Annotated in this window: 15 protein-coding genes; 8 read left to right on the top strand and 7 right to left on the bottom strand. The window is 69.5% G+C overall.

Going from position 1 to position 21,595, the window contains the following annotated elements:
• Window positions 1-127 precede the first annotated feature (127 nt).
• Window positions 128-1,339, top strand: a complete 1,212-nt coding sequence (locus ACV22W_RS12180) for an MFS transporter (protein WP_448019432.1) — start codon at window positions 128-130, stop codon at window positions 1,337-1,339.
• A 123-nt stretch (window positions 1,340-1,462) separates the two neighbouring features.
• On the opposite strand, the gene ACV22W_RS12175 is transcribed toward ACV22W_RS12180, so the two are convergent.
• The 7 genes from ACV22W_RS12175 to cobA all read right to left on the bottom strand — a co-directional run bounded on the left by ACV22W_RS12175 (window position 1,463) and on the right by cobA (window position 7,477).
• Complete coding sequence (locus ACV22W_RS12175) at window positions 1,463-2,161, bottom strand: fumarylacetoacetate hydrolase family protein (RefSeq protein WP_059537530.1); 699 nt, start codon at window positions 2,159-2,161, stop codon at window positions 1,463-1,465.
• A gap of 129 nt (window positions 2,162-2,290) precedes the next feature.
• Complete coding sequence (locus ACV22W_RS12170; protein WP_448019430.1) at window positions 2,291-3,232, bottom strand: helix-turn-helix transcriptional regulator; 942 nt, start codon at window positions 3,230-3,232, stop codon at window positions 2,291-2,293.
• Window positions 3,233-3,358: 126 nt separating this feature from the next.
• A complete protein-coding gene (locus ACV22W_RS12165) occupies window positions 3,359-4,144 on the bottom strand; it encodes a YkgJ family cysteine cluster protein (RefSeq protein WP_448019428.1) in 786 nt (261 codons plus the stop codon).
• Window positions 4,145-4,176: 32 nt separating this feature from the next.
• On the bottom strand, window positions 4,177-4,776 hold the full coding sequence (locus tag ACV22W_RS12160) for a uracil-DNA glycosylase family protein (RefSeq protein ID WP_321849907.1): 600 nt from the start codon (window positions 4,774-4,776) through the stop codon (window positions 4,177-4,179).
• 122 nt (window positions 4,777-4,898) lie between these two features.
• A complete protein-coding gene (locus ACV22W_RS12155) occupies window positions 4,899-5,942 on the bottom strand; it encodes a CmpA/NrtA family ABC transporter substrate-binding protein (RefSeq protein ID WP_448019426.1) in 1,044 nt (347 codons plus the stop codon).
• A gap of 5 nt (window positions 5,943-5,947) precedes the next feature.
• Window positions 5,948-6,544 (bottom strand): ANTAR domain-containing response regulator, encoded by a 597-nt coding sequence (locus ACV22W_RS12150; RefSeq protein WP_448019424.1) that lies wholly within the window; start codon window positions 6,542-6,544, stop codon window positions 5,948-5,950.
• A gap of 171 nt (window positions 6,545-6,715) precedes the next feature.
• Complete coding sequence (gene cobA, locus ACV22W_RS12145; RefSeq protein WP_448019423.1) at window positions 6,716-7,477, bottom strand: uroporphyrinogen-III C-methyltransferase; 762 nt, start codon at window positions 7,475-7,477, stop codon at window positions 6,716-6,718.
• A 669-nt stretch (window positions 7,478-8,146) separates the two neighbouring features.
• Between cobA and ACV22W_RS12140 the strand changes: the two genes are divergently transcribed.
• The 7 genes from ACV22W_RS12140 to ACV22W_RS12110 all read left to right on the top strand — a co-directional run bounded on the left by ACV22W_RS12140 (window position 8,147) and on the right by ACV22W_RS12110 (window position 21,577).
• Window positions 8,147-9,472 carry an MFS transporter gene (locus tag ACV22W_RS12140; protein ID WP_448019422.1) on the top strand — a complete coding sequence of 442 codons (1,326 nt, stop codon included), beginning with the start codon at window positions 8,147-8,149 and terminating at the stop codon, window positions 9,470-9,472.
• A 21-nt stretch (window positions 9,473-9,493) separates the two neighbouring features.
• The gene (gene nirB, locus ACV22W_RS12135) at window positions 9,494-12,067 is read left to right on the top strand and encodes a nitrite reductase large subunit NirB (RefSeq protein WP_448019420.1); all 2,574 of its coding nucleotides are present in this window, start codon (window positions 9,494-9,496) and stop codon (window positions 12,065-12,067) included.
• Between the two features lie 37 nt (window positions 12,068-12,104).
• Complete coding sequence (gene nirD, locus ACV22W_RS12130) at window positions 12,105-12,452, top strand: nitrite reductase small subunit NirD (RefSeq protein ID WP_057925008.1); 348 nt, start codon at window positions 12,105-12,107, stop codon at window positions 12,450-12,452.
• 16 nt (window positions 12,453-12,468) lie between these two features.
• The gene (locus tag ACV22W_RS12125) at window positions 12,469-16,659 is read left to right on the top strand and encodes a molybdopterin-dependent oxidoreductase (protein WP_448019419.1); all 4,191 of its coding nucleotides are present in this window, start codon (window positions 12,469-12,471) and stop codon (window positions 16,657-16,659) included.
• Between the two features lie 220 nt (window positions 16,660-16,879).
• On the top strand, window positions 16,880-17,314 hold the full coding sequence (locus tag ACV22W_RS12120; protein ID WP_448019417.1) for a hypothetical protein: 435 nt from the start codon (window positions 16,880-16,882) through the stop codon (window positions 17,312-17,314).
• Window positions 17,315-17,705: 391 nt separating this feature from the next.
• The gene (mprF, locus tag ACV22W_RS12115; protein ID WP_448019414.1) at window positions 17,706-20,300 is read left to right on the top strand and encodes a bifunctional lysylphosphatidylglycerol flippase/synthetase MprF; all 2,595 of its coding nucleotides are present in this window, start codon (window positions 17,706-17,708) and stop codon (window positions 20,298-20,300) included.
• Window positions 20,297-21,577: a virulence factor family protein gene (locus tag ACV22W_RS12110; RefSeq protein ID WP_448019412.1), complete on the top strand. Its 1,281-nt coding sequence runs from the start codon at window positions 20,297-20,299 to the stop codon at window positions 21,575-21,577. Before mprF ends, ACV22W_RS12110 begins: the two co-directional genes overlap by 4 nt.
• The last annotated feature ends 18 nt before the right edge of the window (window positions 21,578-21,595 follow it).

Below are 21,595 nucleotides of genomic sequence, written 5' to 3'. Positions count from 1 at the left end.
AGTGTCCGTTCTGCACATGCTGAACTAACCGTTCAGGGTCGACAAGCGACGGACCACGGAAACCCACAAAAGAACGTATCTTTTGCATTGCACACGACCACGCAACCCGCGCACGGAGGTCACCTGCTTGCAACCGAACCCGCCGATCGCTTCCGAACGAGCCGCACCGCGACCCGCAACGCTGATCCTGCTATGCGCGTTCTCGGTGCTGCCGTTGAGCCTGTTTCTACCGTCACTGCCCGCGATCGCGCTTGACCTGCGCGCCGACTACGCACTCGTCGCACTGTCTCTCGGCGGCTACGCAGCAGTCGCCGCGTCGCTCGAGTTCGTGATGGGGCCGCTGTCGGACCGATTCGGGCGGCGGCCGATCATCCTGACGAGCCTCGGCGTCTTCACGCTCGGGTCGCTGGGCTGCGCGATGGCGACCGACATCCGCGCGTTCCTCGCGTGCCGGTTGATGCAGGCTGCGATCACGTCGGTCTATCCGGTGTCGATGGCGACGCTGCGCGACACTGCCGGCCGCGCGCGCGCAGCAAGCCGGATCGGCTATGCAGCGATGGCGGCCGCGTTCGCACCGATGATCGGGCCGACGCTCGGCGGCGTGCTCGATCAGACGGTCGGCTGGCGCGCGAGCTTCTGGCTGCTCGGGGCGGGCGGTATCGTGCTGCTCGGCTGGTGCGCGTTCGATCTCGCGGAGACGCATACGAAGCGCGCCGCGACGCTTGCCCAGCAGCTTCGCGCATATCCCGCGCTGCTCCGGGCGCGCCGCTTCTGGGCCTATGCGCTTTGCATGGCGTTTTCGACCGGCGCGTTCTACGCGTTTCTGGCCGGCGCGCCGCTCGCCGCCCAGGCTGTGTTCCGTGTCCCGCCGGCGGAAATCGGCTTCTACATGGGGACGATCACGGCCGGCTTCGTATGCGGCAGCTTTCTGGCCGCGCGTCACGCGCATCGCTATCCGCTCGCCACGACGATTCTGTGTGGGCGCATGGTCGCGTGCATGGGGCCGGCGATCGGGCTCGCGCTGTTTTTCGGAGGGGCGACGCACGCGATCGCATGGTTCGGGCCGTGCGTGCTGATCGGCATTGGCAACGGACTGTCGAATCCGGGCGCGCATGCGGGTCTGATGTCGGTGCGGCCGGAACTGGCCGGTAGCGCATCGGGGCTGGCCGGGGCGATGACGATCGCGGGCGGGGCGGCGCTATCGTCGCTGACGGGCGCTGTGCTGACCGTCGGCAACGCCGGTCATGCGCCGCTGGTCATGATGCTGCTGTCCGCGGCGATCGCGCTGGCGGCTGCGGTGTGCATACGAATTTTCGACGCACGCGAACGGGGTGCGTAATCGATGTGACACGAACGGGGCATGTCGATCCGGCGCGATGCGATCGCCGCCCGGATCGGCAGGGAGCGACACGACGCGACGTCCGTCGGACGAACGCCACGTCACATGCCCCCGCACGCTGCGTTACGGCTTCGCCCCCATCACGAACTCGAACGTCGCGACGCCGTCGACGCCACCCGTCACGCGGTCGCCCGGTTGCAGCGCACCGACGCCGGCTGGTGTGCCGGTGAAGATCAGGTCGCCGGCCTTCAGCTCGACCGAGCGTGACACGTACGCGATCACGTCCGGCACGGCCCAGATCATGTCCGCGAGATCGCCTTGCTGGCGCGTTTCGCCGTTGACCGCGAGCCAGATTCGGCCACTGGCAGGATGGCCGGTCGCGGTCGCCGCGCGCAGCGCGGTCACGGGGCCGGACGCATCGAAGCCCTTCGCCCAGTCCCACGGCCGGCTCAGCTTCTTCGCCTCGGCCTGCAGGTCGCGGCGAGTGAGGTCGACGCCGACGCCGTAACCCCACACATGCGACAGCGCCTCGGCCGGGTCGATCGACCGCCCGTCCTTGCCGATCGCGACGACCAGCTCGATTTCGTGATGGAGGTCGCCAGTCAGCGGCGGATACGGGACGGTGCCGGCGGCCGGGACGATCGCGTCGGCCGGTTTCGTGAAGAAGAACGGCGGTTCGCGATCGGGATCGGCGCCCATTTCTCGCGCGTGGTCGGCGTAGTTGCGGCCGACACAGAACACGCGGCGCACCGGAAAGCGCGCGGACGACTGTTCGACTTCGACGGAAGGACGCTCGGAAGCGTCGATGACGTATGCGGACATCGGATGGCCTCGTTCGATGGAAAGACGGATGCCGTCGCCCGCACAATCCACCACGGGCCGGCATGCATGGAACGATACCCGACGCATGCGCGCCCGGATGCGACGCAACTGCGCTTTAACCGGACAAATCTACGCGTCGCCGGCCACCGGCGTGTCGTCGGCGTCCGGCAGCGCGGCGTTCGCGTCGCGGTACGCCTTCGGCGACACGCCGACCCGCGCGCGGAAGCGCCGCGCGAAATACCCTTCGTCACGGAAACCGACGGAACGCGCGATGTCGGCGATGCGCCGGCTCGTATGCGCGAGCAGCGATTGCGCGAGCGCGATCCGGCGCTCGGTCACGAGATCGGTGAAGGTGCTGCCGGTTTCCTTGCGCACCAGGTGTGCGAGGTAGTTCGGCGACAGGAAGGCGGCCTCGGCGGTGGCCGCGAGCGTCAGGTCCTCGCGGGTCAGGTTCGCGCGCACGTGGCGCAGCACGCGCGCGAGCGCGTCGCGCCGGCCCGCGCGCTGGGCGCCGCGCTGCGCGAGCTTGTCGAGCGCGCCCGCGTATTGCGTGCAGACGAGCCCGATCAGCTGCAGCAGGTAGCCGCGCAGCAACGTGGTCGAGCCGAAGGTGCGCACGCGGTCGGCATCGAGCATGCACAGCGCGAGGCGGCGCGCCTCGTCGAAGGCGTCGCCGGTCAGGATGAAGTCGAGATGTTCCTGGAAGCGGAACGGCGTCAGCTCGGGAAAGCGGTGCGCGGGCACATCCTCGAGATCGAGCGGATCGACGTCGAGATCGGCGCGCAGGAACGCCTGGCTGAAGTTGATCACGATGAAGTGCGCGCCTTCCGGATGCGGAATCAGGTGCTCGCGGTGCGGCAGCACGAACGCGAGCGCGCCGCGCGGAAACGGCCGCGTGACGCCGCCGATCCGCTGTTCGGTGTCGCCGCCGAGGTTGAACTGGATCTGGAAATACGCGTGCCGGTGTGGCTCGGTGATCGCCTGGCGCGACGCCTGGTCGCGGATGTAGAAATCGAGCCGGTCGCTGCGTTCGGGCATCCCGTACAGGCGCGGCGGGGCGGTGGAGGGCATGAAGGATTCTGCTGTTCGTGACGCGGTTGAGCCGCGATGGTACAGCGAACCGGGCGCGGCCGGAATCCGCGGGCGCGATCCGCACCGGCCGGCCGGGCGGCGGGCACCCGCGGTGCGACAAGCCAATCAGGCGGCCGGGTGAAAGCCCAGGTAGCGGCAGCGCGCGCCGGCCTCGTCGGATGCGGCAAGCCGGCTGGATGCGCCGACCGAGCGGAGCGTGTCGGCCGTCGCGCTGCGATTCGTGAGTAGCGTCCATGCCGTCGGGGCGGCCTCGGCGGCGGCCGTCGCGCGTGCATCGTCGAGCATGCTCAGCGCGGCCAGCAGCAGGTCGGCGGGCGGCGCATGAATCGCGAAGCCTTCGTTCGCGACGGCTGCCGTATCGATGCCGAGCGCCGCGCACAGGCGCGCGCGCAGTGGCGCCTCGGCCGCGCTTGCTTCCCGCGCGCGCACGATGTTCTCACGCGTGAGCGCGTCGACGATCGTGCCGCCGCGGGTGAGCGGCGCTTGCTGCCAAGCGTCGGACGGGCACTGCTTGCCGTCCGGCACCAGCGGCACGAACGGATTGACCTCGGCCGGGTAGATCCGGCAGACCAGCGGCCGTTCTTCATAGATGCCGCAGCGCAAATCGTCGAGCAGGTTCGGGCATGGCCCGGCATGGGATGCCGTGAGCAGGGTGGTGACGCGTACCGGCAGCGTGCCGCTGAGCGCGGGCGACGAACGTGCGCGCTTGTACGCGGCGAACGCGTCGTCGGGCGCTGGCTCGACGGGCCATGGCATGGCGTCGCACAACAGTTCCACGTGGCCGCCGCGCCGCAGCCAGGCGGTGGCCTCGGCGACGGTCAGCGGAATGCGCAGGTCGTGGCAGCAACGGCCGCAGCCGGTGCATGAAAAGTCGATGTCGTTCTGATTCATTTCGGTAGGGTGCGGGGCACGGCCGGCTCGTGTCAGCCGGCGATCAGCGGCGCGACGCGCCGGCGCAGTTCGGGCACGATCTCGGCGTCGAACCACGGATGATGCTTGAACCACGCCTGATTGCGCGGCGACGGATGCGGCAGCGGCAGCACACCGGGGCCGTAGTCGCGCCACGCGTGCACGGTGTCGGTCAGCGTCGCCTTGCGCGTGTCGCGCAGAAAGTGCCGCTGCGCGTACTGGCCGACCAGCAGCGTCAGCCGGATCGACGGCAATCCGGCGAGCAGCCGGTCGAGCCACAGTCGCGCGCATTCGGGGCGCGGCGGGTTGTCGCCGCTCGCCCCGCGGCCCGGGTAGCAGAAGCCCATCGGCACGATCGCGAAGCGTGTCTCGTCGTAGAACGTGTCGGGGTCGACGCCGAGCCAGTCACGCAGCCGCTTGCCGCTCGCATCGTCCCACGGGATGCCGCTCGCGTGGACGCGGGCGCCGGGCGCCTGCCCGACGATCAGGATGCGGGCGTCGCGATGGGCGCGCACGACGGGGCGCGGGCCGAGCGGCAGGTCGGCTTCGCAGGCGCGGCACGCGCGGATTTCGGTGAGCAGCACGTCGAGCGGCGTGCGCGTTCGTTTCGGCATCGATTCTGAACGGGGACGGAGTGGCGGCACGGATGCCAATGCGTCCGTGCGGCGCATCGCGTCGGGCGTTTCGCCGGGCGTGACACGGCGCTGCGCGGCGGCCACGGGATCCCGGGGCGGGATCACTGGCCCGCCGCACCGCCTTCGGCGACCGCAGCATCATACAACGCCGTCTGCGCGATTGCCGCGGCGATCGCCGCGTCGTCCTGCGTGCCGTCGAGCATGCCCCAGCGCCGGTATTGCAGCAGGAACCAGCGTCCTTCCTGCGGATCCGGCCGGTTCACGGCACCGCCGTCGTGGAAGCGGATCGGCAGCGGCGGCTCCGCGAACGGCCCCGCGCCGTAGTCGCCGAGCAGGCGCGGCGCGATCAGCCGGGCCGGCACGCCGAGCGCGTCGGGCGACGCGAGCCAGTCGGCCGCGTCGCGACGATGCGCGGCGTTGTCGAGCCACGCGCACGCATCGACGAGCGTGCGGATCAGCGCACGCGCGGTGGCCGGATAAAGCGCGACGAAATCGCGCCGGGCCGCGAGCACTTTCTCCGGATGATCGGGCCAGATCTCGCTGGTGACGGCGACGGTCCGGCCCGCGCCGCAGGCTTCGGCCACGGCGTGCCATGGCTCGCCTGCGCAGAAGCCGTCGAGCTCGCCGCTCGCGAGCGCCGCGACCATCTCGGGCGGCGGGATCACGACGCTGCGCACGTCGCGCAGCGGATCGACACCGTGCGACGCGAGCCAGTGGTTCAGCCACATCGCATGCGTGCCGGTCGGGAAGGTCTGCGCGAGCAGCGGCTTGCGGCCGAGCGTCGCGAGCGCCGCGCGGACGTCGCCGCTTGCGCGGTACGCGTCGGCGAGGCCGCGGGCGAACGTGATCGCCTGGCCGTTGCGGTTCAGCACCATCAGCGCGGCCATGTCGGCCTGCGGGCCGCCGATGCCGACCTGCAGCCCGCAGACGAGCCCGTACAGCGCGTGCGCGGCGTCGAGTTCGCCGCTCAGCAGCTTGTCGCGCACGGCGGCCCAGGATGGCTGGCGGCACAGCTCCAGCGTCAGGCCGTGGCGCGCGCCGAGATTCAGGTGCTGCGCGACGATCAGCGGGGCAGCGTCGCTGAGCGCGACGAACCCGAGACGAAGATGCGCGCGTTCCGGCGCGGCGGGAGGCGAAGGTTTCATGGCATTCAAGACGGGTGGGTCGCATCGAGCAGTTGGCGCGCGACGTCGACGATGCGCTGGCCCTGATCCATCGCGCGCTTGCGCAGCATCGCATACGCATCGTGCTCGGACAGCCTGCGCTGATCCATCAGCAGGCGCTTCGCGCGATCGATCAGCTTGCGTTCGGCGAGCTCGCGCTCGACGTCGGCGAGCCGGCGGCGCAATGCATCGTCGTGCGAGAAGCGCGCGAGCGCGACTTCGAGGATCGGCGCGAGGCGCTCGGCCGACAGCCCTTCGACCAGATACGCGCTGACGCCCGCGCCGACCGCCGCGTGAATCAGCGCCTGGTCGGCATCGTGGCTGAACATCAGCACGGGGCGCGGCGCGGTCGCGTGCATCACGGCCAGTTGCTCGAGCGTGTCGCGCGACGGCGAATCGGTATCGATGATCACGACGTCGGGGCGCTGCTCCTCGACGGCGGCGGGCAGGCGCGCGGGCGTCGCGACGTCGTTGAGCATCTCGTAGCCGAGGCGCGCGAGCGCGTCGCCGAGTTCGCCGATCGGCTTGTCGGTGTCGGTGACGAGCAGCACGCGCAGGCGTGCGGGCGGGACGGACGAACTCATGACGCGAACGGGGACGGACGAGCTTCGGTGCAAGGGTTGAAAGAGGGCTGCGGGGTGCGGGCGGAAGTCGATGTGCTCGGAACCTCGCGCATGCATTCGCGGCAGCCGCCGCGAACGCGGCTGCCGTGAGCGGAACGGGCGTGCGGATGTTGCCGCTTGACGTAACCCATGCTACGCCGCTCGAGACAGGACTGCCTCGCTGGCGGCATCGGTGCACTGCACGGCGGCTTCGCCGATCGCCGCGCCGACGAGCATCACGGCCGGGCTGCCCAGCCCGGCTGCCGCGACGCCGCGCGCGAGGCCGCCGAGCGTGCCGGTCCAGCGGCGCTCGTGCGGCGTGCCGGCCCATTGCACGGCGGCGGCCGGCGTTGACGCCGGCAACGCGGCGAGCAGGCCTGCCGCGATGCTGTCGACACGGCTCATGCCCATGTAGATTGCGAGCGTGGTGCCGGTCGCCGCGAGCGTCGCCCAGTCGGGTTCACCGTGGTCCTGGCGGTGTGCGGTGACGAACGTGACGCCCTGGCAGTGCTCGCGGTGCGTAAGCGAGATGCCGAGGCTCGCGGCAGCCGCGAAGCCCGACGAGATGCCGTTGACGATGTTCACCGGAATCCCGGCGGCGCGCAGCGTCGCGAGCTCTTCGCCGGCGCGGCCGAACAGCAGCGCGTCGCCACCCTTGACGCGCACGACGTGTGCGCCGCGCAGCGCATGGCGGCGCATCAGTTTCTCGATGAATGCCTGCGGCGTGGAGCGGCAGCCGCCGCGCTTGCCGACGCGGATCACGCGCGCGTGCGGCGCGAGTTCGACGATGCCGGGCGCGACGAGATCGTCGAGCAGCAGCACGTCGGCGGCCGCCAGCGCTTTCACGGCCTTCAGCGTGAGGAGATCGGGATCGCCGGGGCCGGCGCCCAGCAGCGTGACTTTTCCAGTCGTCATGTCGTGTTCCATTGCCGCGTTCGTGCGGCGGTCGATAACGCGTTGTTGCTCGCGGCGGCGGCGGGCGGTCGAAGCGACCACGGCATCCGGCCGTGCCGAGCACGGGGGGACGTCGTTGTCCTGATCTGCTGCGCCCGCCTGCGAAGGCGGGCCGACTTGCGGGGACTGCCCACCGGCGCCGTTGCCGGTGTGTGGACAGGATTCAGCAATATCCGGGCCAACCTGAGCGGGCGCGGCGACATACGAGGCGACATGCGAGGCGCGACGCCCACGGCGGATGCCGGCACGCATGCGTGCGGGGTGGGGCGCAACGCACGCGATGCCGCATCGACGTGCATCGCGCCCCGACATCGCGCACCGCGATGTCGCACGGCGACAGTGCTGCAGCGCACCACATCTGTGCCTGGCTGCATCCCGACGCATCGCGCGCCGCGCACCGCAGGCATGCGTGCGACAGCCCGCGAGCCTTGTGTGACGGGGCTGCCGGTGCGATTCGGGCCAACATGGCATGGCGTTTGCGTAAGCTCGTCCGGGCGGATCAACGGCGATTCGTCCGCAGTACCGATTACCGACGCGCCCGGAAACGGGCTTCATGGGCAACGGCGTCCTACACATCGGGTCTCGACGAGACCGGGTGTGCAGGACGCCGTTTTTCGTTTGGCGGATGACATGACCGACAAAGCTACCCGTATCGATCTCTTCAGCTTCCGCACCGCGCCGATGCGCGCGTTCCACATGACGTGGATGGCGTTCTTCGTATGCTTCTTCGCGTGGTTCGCGTGTGCGCCGCTGATGCCGCTGATTGCGCGCGAATTCCACCTCACCGCGGCACAGGTCGCGAACATCAACATCGCCGCGGTGGCCGCGACGATCGCCGTGCGGCTGCTGGTCGGCCCGTTGTGCGACCGCTTCGGCCCACGCCGCGTGTATGTCGGGCTGCTCGTGCTCGGTGCGATTCCCGTGTTCGCGGTGTCGTTCTCGCACGACTACCTGACGTTCCTGATCTGCCGGCTCGGCATCGGCGCGATCGGCGCGGGCTTCGTGATCACGCAGTACCACACGTCGGTGATGTTCGCGCCGAACGTGGTCGGCACCGCGAACGCGACGACGGCCGGCTGGGGCAACGCGGGCGCGGGCGCGACGCAGGCGATGATGCCGCTGCTGGTCGCCGCCGGCCTGATGCTCGGCTTCGGCGACGACGCGTCGTGGCGCATCGCGCTCGTCGTGCCGGGCGTCGCGATGCTCGCGATGGCCTGGGCGTACTGGCGCTTCACGCAGGACTGCCCGCAAGGCGATTTCGTCGCGCTGCGCAAGCAGGGCGTAACGGTCGACAGCGGCAAGAAGGGCGGCTGGGCGAGCTTCTTCACCGCATGCGGCAACTATCGCGTGTGGATGCTGTTCGTCACGTACGGCGCGTGCTTCGGCGTCGAGGTGTTCATCCACAACATCGCGGCGCTGTACTACGTCGATCACTTCAAGCTGTCGCTGAAGGACGCCGGCTTCGCGGTCGGGATGTTCGGGCTGCTCGCGCTGTTCGCCCGCGCGCTCGGCGGCTGGCTGTCGGACAAGATCGCCGCGCGCCGGAGCCTCGACGTGCGCGCGACGCTGCTGTGCGCGCTGATCGTCGGCGAGGGGCTCGGGCTGATCTGGTTCTCGCATGCGCAAGGCATCGGCATGGCGCTCGTCGCGATGCTGACCTTCGGCCTCTTCACGCACATGGCCTGCGGCGCGACGTATGCGCTCGTGCCGTTCATCGATCGCAAGGCGCTCGGCGGCGTCGCGGGGATCGTCGGCGCGGGCGGCAACGTGGGCGCAGTGGCCGCTGCGTTCCTGCTGAAGGGCGTCGGCGACGTGCAGCACACGCTGAGCCTGCTCGGGCTCGCCGTCACGGCGACCGCATTGTGCGCGATGGCCGTGCGCTTCAGCGAAGAACACAAGGCACGCGAGGCCGAGCTGCGCGATCGCGCGCTGGCTGCCGCCAGCGCCGCGAACTGATCGACCGAAGGAAACATCATCATGAAACTCATCGTCATCGGCCACGGGATGGTCGGCCACAAGCTCCTCGAATGCGTCGCCGCGCAAGCCGGCGCGGCGGGCACGCTGCAGGTCACGGTGCTCGGCGAGGAGCCGCGCCCGGCGTACGACCGCGTGCACCTGTCGGAATTCTTCGCGGGCAAGTCGGCGGACGATCTGTCGCTCGTCGAACCCGGCTTTTTCGAGCGTCATCCGCAGTTCGATCTGCGCCTGAACGCCCAGGTCGCATCGATCGACCGTGCCGCGCACACGGTCACGCTCGCGTCCGGCGAAACGCTCGCGTACGACAAGCTGGTGCTCGCGACGGGCTCGCGTCCGTTCGTGCCGCCGGTGCCGGGCCGCGATCGCGCCGGTTGCTTCGTGTACCGAACGATCGAGGATCTCGAAGCGATGCAGGCGTGCGGCTCGCACGCGAAGCGCGGCGTGGTGATCGGCGGCGGGCTGCTCGGCCTCGAATGCGCGAAGGCGCTGCGCGACATGGGGCTCGACACGCACGTCGTCGAATTCGCGCCGCGGCTGATGGCGGTGCAGGTCGACGACGGCGGCGGCCGGATGCTGCGCGCGAAGATCGAGGCGCTCGGCGTGACCGTGCATACGGGCAAGAACACGCTCGAGATCGTCGACGGCGACGAAGGCACGCACCGGATGGCGTTCGCCGACGGCTCGCATCTCGACACCGACATGATCGTGTTCTCGGCCGGCATCCGCGCCCGCGACGAACTGGCGCGTGCGTGCGGTCTGGACATCGGCCCGCGCGGCGGCGTCGCGATCGACGACGCGTGCCGCACGAGCGATGCGGACATCTATGCGATCGGCGAATGCGCGGCCTGGAACGGGATGGTGTACGGCCTCGTCGCACCGGGCTACGACATGGCGCGCGTGGTCGCGAAGCAGCTCGGCGGCGACACGGAAGAAGCGGCCGAAGCCGCATTCGCCGGTGCCGACATGAGCACCAAGCTGAAGCTGATGGGCGTCGACGTCGCGAGCATCGGCGACGCGCACGGCGCGACGGCCGGCAGCCGCACCTACCAGTACGCGGACGAGCGCCGCCAGGTCTACAAGAAGCTGGTGGTGTCGGACTGCGGCAAGTTCCTGCACGGCGCGGTGATGGTCGGCGACGCGGCCGAATACGGCACGCTGCTGCAGATGATGCTGAACCGCATCGAGCTGCCCGAGTCGCCGGAATTCCTGATCCTGCCGTCGTCGGACGGTGCGGCGAAGCCGGCGATCGGCGTCGACGCGCTGCCGGAAGGCGCGCAGATCTGCTCGTGCAACAACGTGTCGAAGTCGCAGATCTGCGCGGCGGTGGCGGATGGCGCGACGAGCCTCGGCGCACTGAAGTCGTGCACGGGGGCGGGCACGTCGTGCGGCGGCTGCGTGCCGCTCGTCACGCAGATCATGAAGGCCGAGATGAAGAAGCAAGGTCTCGCGGTCAACAACCATCTGTGCGAGCACTTCCCGCATTCGCGCCAGGAATTGTTCCACCTGATCCGCGTCGAGCGCATCACGACGTTCGACGAACTGCTCGCGAAGCACGGCCACGGGCTCGGCTGCGACGTGTGCAAGCCGGCGGTGGCGGGCATCCTCGCGTCGTGCTTCAACGAGTTCGTGCTGAAGAAGGAGCATGCGGGGCTGCAGGATTCGAACGACTACTACCTCGCGAACATCCAGCGCGACGGCACGTACTCGGTCGTGCCGCGCATGCCGGGCGGCGAGGTGACGCCGGAAGGGCTGATCGCGGTCGGCCAGGTCGCGAAGAAGTACGGGCTCTACACGAAGATCACGGGCGGCCAGCGCGTCGACCTGTTCGGCGCGCGCGTCGAGCAGCTGCCGTCGATCTGGGAAGAGCTGATCGCGGCCGGTTTCGAATCGGGGCATGCGTACGGCAAGTCGGTGCGCACCGTGAAGTCGTGCGTCGGTTCGACGTGGTGCCGCTACGGCGTCGACGATTCGGTCGGCCTCGCGATCGACATCGAGAACCGCTACAAGGGCTTGCGCGCGCCGCACAAGATCAAGTTCGGCGTGTCGGGCTGCACGCGCGAGTGCGCGGAAGCGCAAGGCAAGGACATCGGCATCATCGCGACCGAGAAGGGCTGGAACCTGTACGTGTGCGGCAACGGCGGGATGAAGCCGCGCCATGCGGAACTGCTCGCGTCCGACCTCGACCGCGACACGCTGATCCGCTACATCGATCGTTTCCTGATGTTCTACGTGCGCACCGCCGACCGGCTGCAGCGCACCAGCGTGTGGCGCGACAACCTCGAAGGCGGGCTCGACTACCTGACCGACGTCGTCGTGCACGACAAGCTCGGGATCGCGGCCGAACTCGAGGCCGACATGCAGCACGTGGTCGATACGTACGAATGCGAATGGAAGAAGGCCGTCACCGATCCGGAAACGCGCAAGCGCTTCCGCCACTTCGTGAACAGCGACGCGCCGGACGCGACCATCGCGTTCGTCGAGACGCGCGGCCAGATCCGTCCTGCCACGCCCGACGAGCGCACGGGCGGCAAGCCCGTCTCGATTCCCGTCGTCGCCGAACCCGCAACCGTCTGACCCTGCCGACACCCGCATCTTTTTCAAGGAGCCCATCATGAACGACCGTCTTCCCCTGTCCTGGACCCGTGTGTGCCCGCTCGACGACATCGTGCCGAACACCGGCGTGTGCGCGCTCGTCAACGGCGAGCAGGTCGCGGTGTTTCATGTCGCGCATGCCGAAGAAGGTGGTGTGTTCGCGATCGACAACGTCGATCCGGTCTCGCAGGCGGCCGTGATGTCGCGCGGGCTGATCGGCAGCCTCGGCGAGCGCGTGGTCGTCGCGTCGCCGCTGTACAAGCAGCATTTCGACCTGCGGACCGGCGAATGCCTCGAGTCCCCCGAGAAATCGGTGAGCGCGTATCCGTCGCGGGTCGAGGACGGTTTCGTGTGGATCGCCGCCTGAACGCCCCGGAGCACGCATGACTGCCACCCCCGTCAAGAGCGTGTGCCCGTACTGCGGCGTCGGCTGCGGGATGGTGCTGCACGTCGAGGATGACGAAGTCGTCAAGGTGTCCGGCGACTCCGATCATCCGACCAACTTCGGGCGGCTGTGCACGAAGGGCTCGTCGGCGCACGTCGCGTTGCGTCGTTCCGGGCGGCTCGACCGCGCGTTCGTGCGGCGCGCGCGCGAGGACGACCTCGTGCCGCTGCCGGCCCGCGACGCGATCGCCGAGACCGCGCGGCGGCTGCGCGCGGTGCTCGACGCGCACGGGCCCGATGCGTTGTCGTTCTACGTGTCGGGGCAGATGTCGATCGAGGCGCAATACCTCGTGAACAAGCTCGCGAAGGGCTTCGTCGGCACCAACAACATCGAGTCGAATTCGCGCCTCTGCATGGCGAGCGCGAGCACGGGCTACAAGCAGTCGCTCGGCGCGGACGGCCCGCCCGGGTCGTACCAGGACTTCGATCGCGCGAACCTGTTCTTCGTGATCGGCGCGAACATGGCCGACTGCCACCCGATCCTGTTCCTGCGAATGATGGATCGCGTGAAGGCCGGCGCGAAGCTGATCGTCGTCGATCCGCGCCGCACCGGCACCGCCGACAAGGCCGACCTGTTCCTGCAGATCCGGCCCGGCACCGATCTGGCGCTTACCAACGGATTGCTGCATCTGCTGCACGCGAACGGCCGCACCGATGCCGCGTTCATCGATGCGTACACCGAAGGCTGGGACGCGATGCCCGCGTTCCTCGCCGACTACACGCCCGAGCGTGTCGCAGCGATCACCGGTCTCGCGGAAGCCGACATTCGCACGGCCGCGCAATGGATCGGCGACGCGCAGGAATGGATGAGCTGCTGGACGATGGGCCTCAACCAGAGCACGCACGGCGTGTGGAACACCAACGCGATCTGCAACCTGCATCTCGCGACGGGCAGGATCTGCCGCCCGGGCAGCGGGCCGTTCTCGCTGACCGGCCAGCCGAACGCGATGGGCGGGCGCGAGATGGGCTACATGGGCCCCGGCCTGCCGGGCCAGCGCTCGGTGCAGTCCGACGACGACCGGCGCTTCGTCGAGAACCTGTGGCGCGTGCCGGCCGGCACGCTGCGCAAGGACGCCGGCCGCGGCACGGTCGACCTGTTCGAACGGATGGCGGCCGGCGACATCAAGGCGTGCTGGATCGTCTGCACGAATCCGGTCGCGACCGTGCCGAACCGGCAGAACGTGATCGCGGGGCTGCAGGCCGCGGAGCTCGTGATCGCGCAGGACGCGTTTCTCGACACCGAGACCAACCGCTACGCGGATATCTTGCTGCCCGGCGCGCTGTGGGCCGAGGGCGACGGCGTGATGGTCAACTCCGAGCGCAACATGACGCTGATGCGTGCCGCGGTCGCGCCGCCCGGCGACGCGCTGCCGGACTGGCGCATCGTCGCGGAAGTCGCGCGTGCGATGGGCTTCGGCGACGCGTTCGACTATGCGTCGGCGGCCGACGTGTTCGACGAGATCGTGCGCTTTTCGAATCCGGCGACCGGCTACGATCTGCGCGGCGCGAGCCATGCGGCGCTGCGCGACGGTCCCGTGCAATGGCCGGTCGCGCCGGGCACCGCGCGCGAGCGTCATCCGATCCGCTACCTGAACGACGGCGTGAGTCAGACGCCGCGCCCGGCGGCCGACGGGCACGACGCGCCGCGCATTGTGTTTCCGACCGCGTCTGGCAAGGCACGCTTCTTCGCGCGGCCGCACGTGGCGCCGGCCGAACTGCCCGACGACACGTTCCCGATCGTGCTGAACACCGGCCGGCTGCAGCATCAGTGGCACACGATGACGAAGACGGGCAAGGTCGCGATGCTGAACAAGCTCAATCCGCGCCCGTTCGTCGAGCTGCATCCGGACGACGCGAGCGCGCTCGGCATCGCCGCGAAGGACAGCGTCGAGATTCGCTCGGCGCGCGGCCGCGCGGTGCTGCCGGCCGTCGTGACCGAGCGCGTGCGGCCTGGCAACTGCTTCGCGCCGATGCACTGGAACGACGTGTACGGCGACGACCTGTGCATCAATGCGGTGACGAACGACGCGATCGACCCGGAATCTCAGCAACCCGAACTGAAATATTGCGCGGTCGCGCTCACGCGCGTCGAGACGGACGCGTTCGCGTCCGCTGACGACGACACGGCGCGGCCCGATGCCGCCGCCGGCGCGCGGCCCACGCCGGCGACGGCAACGGCGCAGATCACGGCTTCACAGGAATCCGACATGGCAGACCTCGACACTTTCGCGGCCGCGCTCGGCGTGGCCGATCTCGCGCCGCCGCCGCTCTCCGATGCGGAGCGCCTGTACGTGGCCGGCCTCGTCAGCGGGCTGAAGGCGACCGCCGGGCGGCGCGAAGGCAGCGTGCCGGTGCTGCCGGCCGGCGCGCCGCTCGCGCCGCCGGTGCGGTTCTGGCTCGACGGGATGCTCGCGGGGCTGTTCAGCCGCTCGGTGCCCGCCCCCGCGGCGGACGGTGCCGCGGCCGCGCTGCCGGCCGAAGCCGCCGCGCCCGGCGGCGTGCGGATCGTGCGTACGCGGCCGAAGGTCGTGCTGCTGTGGGCATCGCAGACGGGCAACATCGAGTCGCTGACCGAGGATTACGCGACGCAGCTGATGAATGCCGGCTTCGAGATCCGCACCGCGTGCATGTCCGACTATCCGGTCGCGTCGCTTGCCGGTGCGCAATACGTGCTGCTGATGACGAGCACGTTCGGCGACGGCGATGCGCCCGACAACGGCAGCGAGTTCTGGGATGCGCTGCAGGCCGGCAATGCCGCGCGTCTCGATGGCGTGCACTTCGCGGTGCTCGCGTTCGGCGATCGCAACTACGACCAGTTTTGCGGGCACGGCCGCCGGCTCGATGCGCGGCTCGCGGAACTCGGCGCGGCGCGCCTGTGCGCGCGCGTCGACTGCGATGTCGAGTTCCAGCGCGATGCGGACCAGTGGCTCGAACGCGTGGTCGCCCGGATCAAGGAAGCGGATGCCGCGCTGCACGCGGTGCCGGCCGCCGGGATGAGCGCGTCGGGGCTGCTGCCGACCAAGGCGCATCCGGCGCCGTCCAAGCTCGTCGCGAACCTGCGTCTCAACCGGCCAGGCGCCGCGAAGGACACACGCTATGTATCGCTGTCGACCGAAGGCGCGAACCTCGAATACGAAACCGGCGACGCGCTCGGCGTGTGGCCGACCAACTGCCCGGAGCTGGTCGACGAGCTGCTGTCGGTCACCGCGCTGAAGGCCGATGCACCCGTGTCGGTCGCGGGCATTGGCGACGTGCGTCTCGGCGATGCGCTGGCGCGCCACTTCGACATCACGCGCCCGCATCCGGACACGCTCGCGTTCATCGCGTCGCGCAGCGCGAACGGCGCGCTGAAGGCGTTGCTCGGCGACGATCGCAAGGCCGACCTGAAGCAATGGTTGTGGGGGCAACAACTTGCGGACGTGCTGCACGAGTTCCCGGTCGATCTGTCGGGCGCGGAGCTGATCGGAATGCTGAAGCGGCTGCAGCCGCGCCTGTATTCGATCGCGTCGAGCCCGAGCGCGCACCGGGGCGAGATTCACCTGACCGTGTCCGCCGTGCGCTATCACAACGGCCGGCGCGCACGCAAAGGCGTCGCCTCGACGTTTCTCGCCGATCGCGCGGACGACGGCCGCGTGCCGGTGTTCGTGCAGAAGTCCGCGCATTTCCGGCCGCCGGTGAACGGCGACGTGCCCGTCGTGATGGTCGGACCCGGCACCGGCGTCGCGCCGTTCCGCGGCTTCCTGCACGAGCGGCAGGCGCGTGGCGCGCGCGGACGCAACTGGCTCTTCTTCGGCGAGCAGCATGCGCAGACCGACTTCTACTACGGCGACGAACTGAGCGCGATGCGCGACAGCGGTTTCCTCACGCGGCTCGATCTCGCGTTCTCGCGCGACCAGGCCGACAAGATCTACGTGCAGGACCGCATGCGCGAGCAGGGCGCCGAGCTGTACAAGTGGCTGGAGGAGGGCGCGCACTTCTACGTGTGCGGCGACGCCGCACGCATGGCCAAGGACGTCGATACCGCGCTGAAGGCGGTCGTCGCCGAGCACGGCGGGATGTCGGACGAAGCCGCGAACGACTACGTCGCGCGGCTTTCGAAGTCGCGGCGCTACATGCGGGACGTGTACTGAGCGCGGGCGGCGCGAGTGGGCGCGGCCGTGCGGGCTGGCCGGCCCGACACGGCGGCCGGCGAGCCGAAAACGCCCGCGGTTCGGCCTGCCGACATGGCATCTTCGCGATCGTTTTCTCCGGGTGTGCTGCGCGAGCGGGCCGGCGCGGACTAACGCGCTGCAACGATGCGCGGGACGGCGCATGATGGCGGCTTCACCCATGCAGCCACGGAGTCGCGTCATGACGGCACGCCGGATTTTCCCGCTTCGAACCCTTGCGATCGTCGCATCGCTGGCCGCTGCCGCATTCTGCGGCGCGCCGGCCTTCGGGCAGACGTCGACGGTACCGGCCGGCACGGCTGCCGCGACGCCCGACAACGCGGTGCTCTTGACGGTCTTCCTGAAGCACGACCAGTCGCGCCCGCTTGCCGAGCTGAACGCGCAACTGGCGAAACAGGGGTTCTACAAGGCGTTTCCGCCGCCTGGCGTCGAGGTGGTGAGCTGGACGGTGACGATGGGGATCGGGCAGATCGTCGTGCTGCGGTTGCCGGCGTCGCGGGTGCGGGAGGTCAATCGCGTGCTCGAGGACACGGCATGGGGCGCGTACCGGACGGAGTTCTATCCGACTTACGACTACAAGGCGATCGGGCTTGCGGCGCACGAGCGCGCGAAGTGACGAAGGGGCGGGCGACAATCTGTCCCTATTCGCGGAAACCCGCGCCCGGTCGCGGTTTTGCCCTCGCGCCTCCGGCCGGGCCGGAGAATTTCTCCCAAATGCATCACAAGTCATTCATCCGATGAGAAAACCCCGCCGGTTCCCGGTATGATGCGCACCGTGCGTTCGTCGGGCGCACGATTTTGATGCGGTATTGACGCGTCCCGCGTGCCACAAAACCGCACAATCCGAAATTGAAAGATTCTGTAATATAAATTCCGTATACTCGTAAGTTCTGATCCAGGCGCCGCCTGCCTCCGTCGTCGGCGGACCGCCCACGCAGAACAACCAGATATGTCGCCGCCGGGCCAACCCGCGCCGCGACTCGCTATGCACCACCACTGAACAACCTATGTCTTCCCGCCACCCTGGTTCGCCCGGCCGCGCCGCGGCGGTGATCGCCCGTGTCCGGGCGCTGATCCGCAACGAACGCCTGCTGTCGCCGCTGCTCGCGCTCGGCATCGGGCTGCTGCTGATCGTGGTTTTCCAGCATCTGTCGGAATCCGTCGACTACCGGTCGGTGATCCGCGAGTTGCGTCACATGTCCGCCCGCGAGTGGGGCGCGTCGCTGGCCGCGACGGCCCTCAGCTATCTCGCGCTCGTCGCCCGCGACGCGGTCGGCCTGCGCTATGTCGCCGCGAAGGTGCCGCGCGTCGCGTTGTGGATCGGCGCGATCGCCGGGTCCGCGCTCGGTAACGCGACCGGCTTCGGCGCGCTGACGGGCGGCGCGGTGCGCGCGCGCGTGTACGGCGTGTCGGGCGTCACGCCGGCCCAGATCGGCCGCATGACGATATTCACGAGTGGCACGCTCGCGCTCGCGCTGGTGCTGATGACCGCGGTCGGCATGGTCTGCGTGCCGCAGACGCTCGCCGCGATGCTGCATGTCGCGCCCGGCGTGCTCACGTGGAGCGGCGCCGCGCTGCTCGTCGTGCTGGCCGTGCTGACGATGATGTGCGGCAACACCGCGCGCCCGGTCGTCACGCGCTTCAAATGGCTCGCGTTCGACGTGCCGGCGCGGCGCGATCTCGTCGCACAGGTCGTCTATGCGGTGCTCGACGTCGTGGCCGCCGGCCTGACGCTGTGGGTGCTGCTGCCGGCCGCGCCGGTCGGCCTCCCGACCTTCATCACCGTGTACGCGGCCGCGCTGCTGCTCGGGATGATCGGCCATACGCCGGGCGGGATCGGCGTGTTCGAAGCGGCAATGGTCTTCACGCTGGGCCGCGAAGTGCCCGCGCATGCCATGGTCGCCGCGCTGATCGCCTATCGCGCGATCTACTTCGGCGTGCCGCTCGTGCTGTCGGCCGGCCTGCTGGCCGGTTTCGAGGGCCGCGCGCTGCGCCGCCGGCTCGTGTCGCGGCAGGCCGCGCGCGTGTCGCAGCTGGCGCCGCTGTTCCTGAGCCTGGTGACCTTCGCGGTCGGCAGCATGCTGGTGATTTCGAGCGCGACACCTGCGTTCTGGTACCGGATCGCGATCCTGCGCAACATCGTCCCGCTGTGGGTGCTCGAAGGCTCGCAGGTGATCTGCAGCGTGCTGGGCGTCGCATTGCTGTTCGTCGCGCGCGGGCTGCTGCGCCGGCTCGACGGCGCATGGTGGATGACCTTCGCGCTGACGCTCGCGAGCCTCGCGCTGTCGCTGGCGAAGGGCCTCGCGTTCGTCGAGGCCGGCGTGCTCGGCACGCTGCTGGTGCTGCTGCTCGTCAGCCGCCGCCGCTTCAACCGGCATTCGTCGCTGCTCGCCGAGCGCTTCACGGTGAGCTGGTTCGTGTCGGTGACGATGGTGCTGATCCTCGCGGTGTGGGTGCTGTGCTTCGCGTTCCGCGACGTGCCTTACACGCGCGATCTGTGGTCGCATTTCTCGTTCGACGCACGCGCGCCGCGCGCGCTGCGCGCGACGCTCGCGGCCGGCGTGTTCGTCGCGATGTTCGCGCTGTGGCAACTGCTGCGGCCGGCGCCCGGGCGTTTCGTGAAGCCCGCCGAGCAGGACCTGGTCGACGCGGAGCAGATCATCCGCGCACAGGAATGCAGCGATGCGGGTCTCGCGCTGATGGGCGACAAGTCGTTCCTGTTTTCCGAATCGCGCCGCGCGTTCCTGATGTACGCGAAAAACGGCCGCACGTGGGCCGCGCTGCACGACCCCGTCGGGCCGCGCGAGGAATGGCCGGCGCTGATCAGCAAGTTCATCGCGCTGGCGCACGCGCACAGCGGCCGCGCGGCGTTCTACCAGGTGCGTGCGAACGCGCTGCCGTTGTATCTCGACGCCGGGCTCACGTTGATGAAGCTCGGCGAGGAAGCCCACATCGCGCTCGAGCGGTTCGACCTGAAGGGTTCGAACCGCTCGCACCTGCGCTATGCGCTGCGCCGTGGCGACAAGGACGCGCTGACGGTCGAGGTGATCGCGCCGTGTGACGTGCCGGCCGCGCTGCCGTCGCTGCGCGACATCTCCGATGGCTGGCTCGACAGCCGCGACGCGCGCGAGAAGAGTTTCTCGGTGGCCGCGTTCCACGACGGCTATCTCGCGACGCAGTCGGTGATGCTCGTGCGCCAGGCCGACAAGCCGATCGCCTTCGTCACCTTCATGACGACCGACCTCAACACCGAGGCGACGGTCGGCGTGATGCGCCATCTGCCGGACGCGTCGCCGTATGCGATGGAGTATCTGTTCACGCAGCTCGCGCTGCATCTGAAGGAAGCGGGGTTCCGCAAGCTGAGCCTGGGCATCGCGCCGTTCTCGGGGATGGGGGCGGCGAAGATGCCGTCGCCGTGGCACCGGTTCGGGCTGATGGTCTGGCGCTTCGGCGGCCGCTTCTACAACTTCCGTGGCTTGCGTGCATTCAAGAGCAAGTTCGAGCCGCACTGGGAGCCGCGCTATCTCGCGGCCTCGGGCTCGGTCGGCGTATTCGTCACGCTCGCGGATCTGTCCCTGCTGGCTGGAGGTCGGCGTTCATGATGTTGAAGAAAGGTATCGCGCAGGCGGCGCTCGCCTGCGCGGGAATGATGTTGGCCGGCGCCGCGCTCGCGGCGCAGCCGGCGGCGGCGCAACCGGAAACCGTGTCGGGCGGCCGCTACGGCCCCGTGACCGTGACGAAGCCAGGCGGCCCGCTGCGCGGCTTCGTCGTGCTGTTCTCGCGTGATCGGGGCTGGGGCGCCGCCGACCAGCAGGCGGCCGACGCACTCGCGAAAGCGGGCGCGATGACCGTCGGCGTGGATTCGGAACGCTATGCGGCAAGCCTCGCCGCGAAGCAGGAAACCTGTCACCACCTCGACGGCGACGCCGAGGCGGTCAGTCACCAGCTCGAACGCCTCGCGCAATCGGCGCGCTATTACACGCCGATCGTCGCGGGCGTGGGCCAGGGCGGCGCGATCGCGAAGCAGATCCTGTCGATGGCGCCGGAGAACACCATCGCCGGCGTCGTGTCGGTCGCACCGGCGGCGAAGCTCGATGCGCGCTTCAAGCCGTGCCCGCCCGATCCGACGATCGTGCGCCGCGCGATGCCGGGCTTCGTCGAAACGGCCGCAGCCGGCGACACCGCGAAGCTCGTGTCGCTCGTCACGTCGCACCTGCACGACACCAGCAGCAGCGACGAGCTCGACGTGTCGGACCTGCCGCTCGTCGAGCTGCCGGCCAAGGGTGGCAGCGACCGCCTCGCGATCGTGATCTCGGGCGACGGCGGCTGGCGCGATCTCGACAAGACGATTGCCGAGGCGCTGCAGCGCGACGGCGTGTCGGTGGTCGGCATCGACAGCTTGCGCTATTTCTGGAGCGAGAAGCCGCCCGTGCAGGTGAGCCGCGACCTGGCGCGCGTGATGCACACGTACATGGCGCGCTGGCATGCGAATCGCGTGGCGCTGGTCGGCTACTCGTTCGGCGCGGACGTGATGCCGTTCGCATACAACCGGCTGCCGGCCGACCTGCGCGACAAGGTCGCGGTGATGTCACTGCTCGGCTTCGCGCCGGCGGCGGACTTCCAGATCCGCGTGACGGGCTGGCTCGGCATGCCGGCGAGCGACAAGGCGATGAAGGTCGCGCCGGAAATCGCGAAGGTGCCGCCGCAGCTCATGCAGTGCTTCTACGGCGCGGAAGAGAAGGACACGATGTGTCCGGCGCTCGCGAATACCGGCGCCGACGTGATCAAGACGGGCGGCGACCACCACTTCGGCCACGACTACATCGCGCTCGAGAAGAAGATCCTCGGCGCGTTCGGCAAGCCGGTGGCGGCGCGCTGAACGCCGGCGCCCGCTTCG

The sequence above is a fragment of the Burkholderia sp. AW49-1 genome, assembly GCF_053427845.1.
This window is presented reverse-complemented; position numbering and strand designations above follow the sequence as displayed.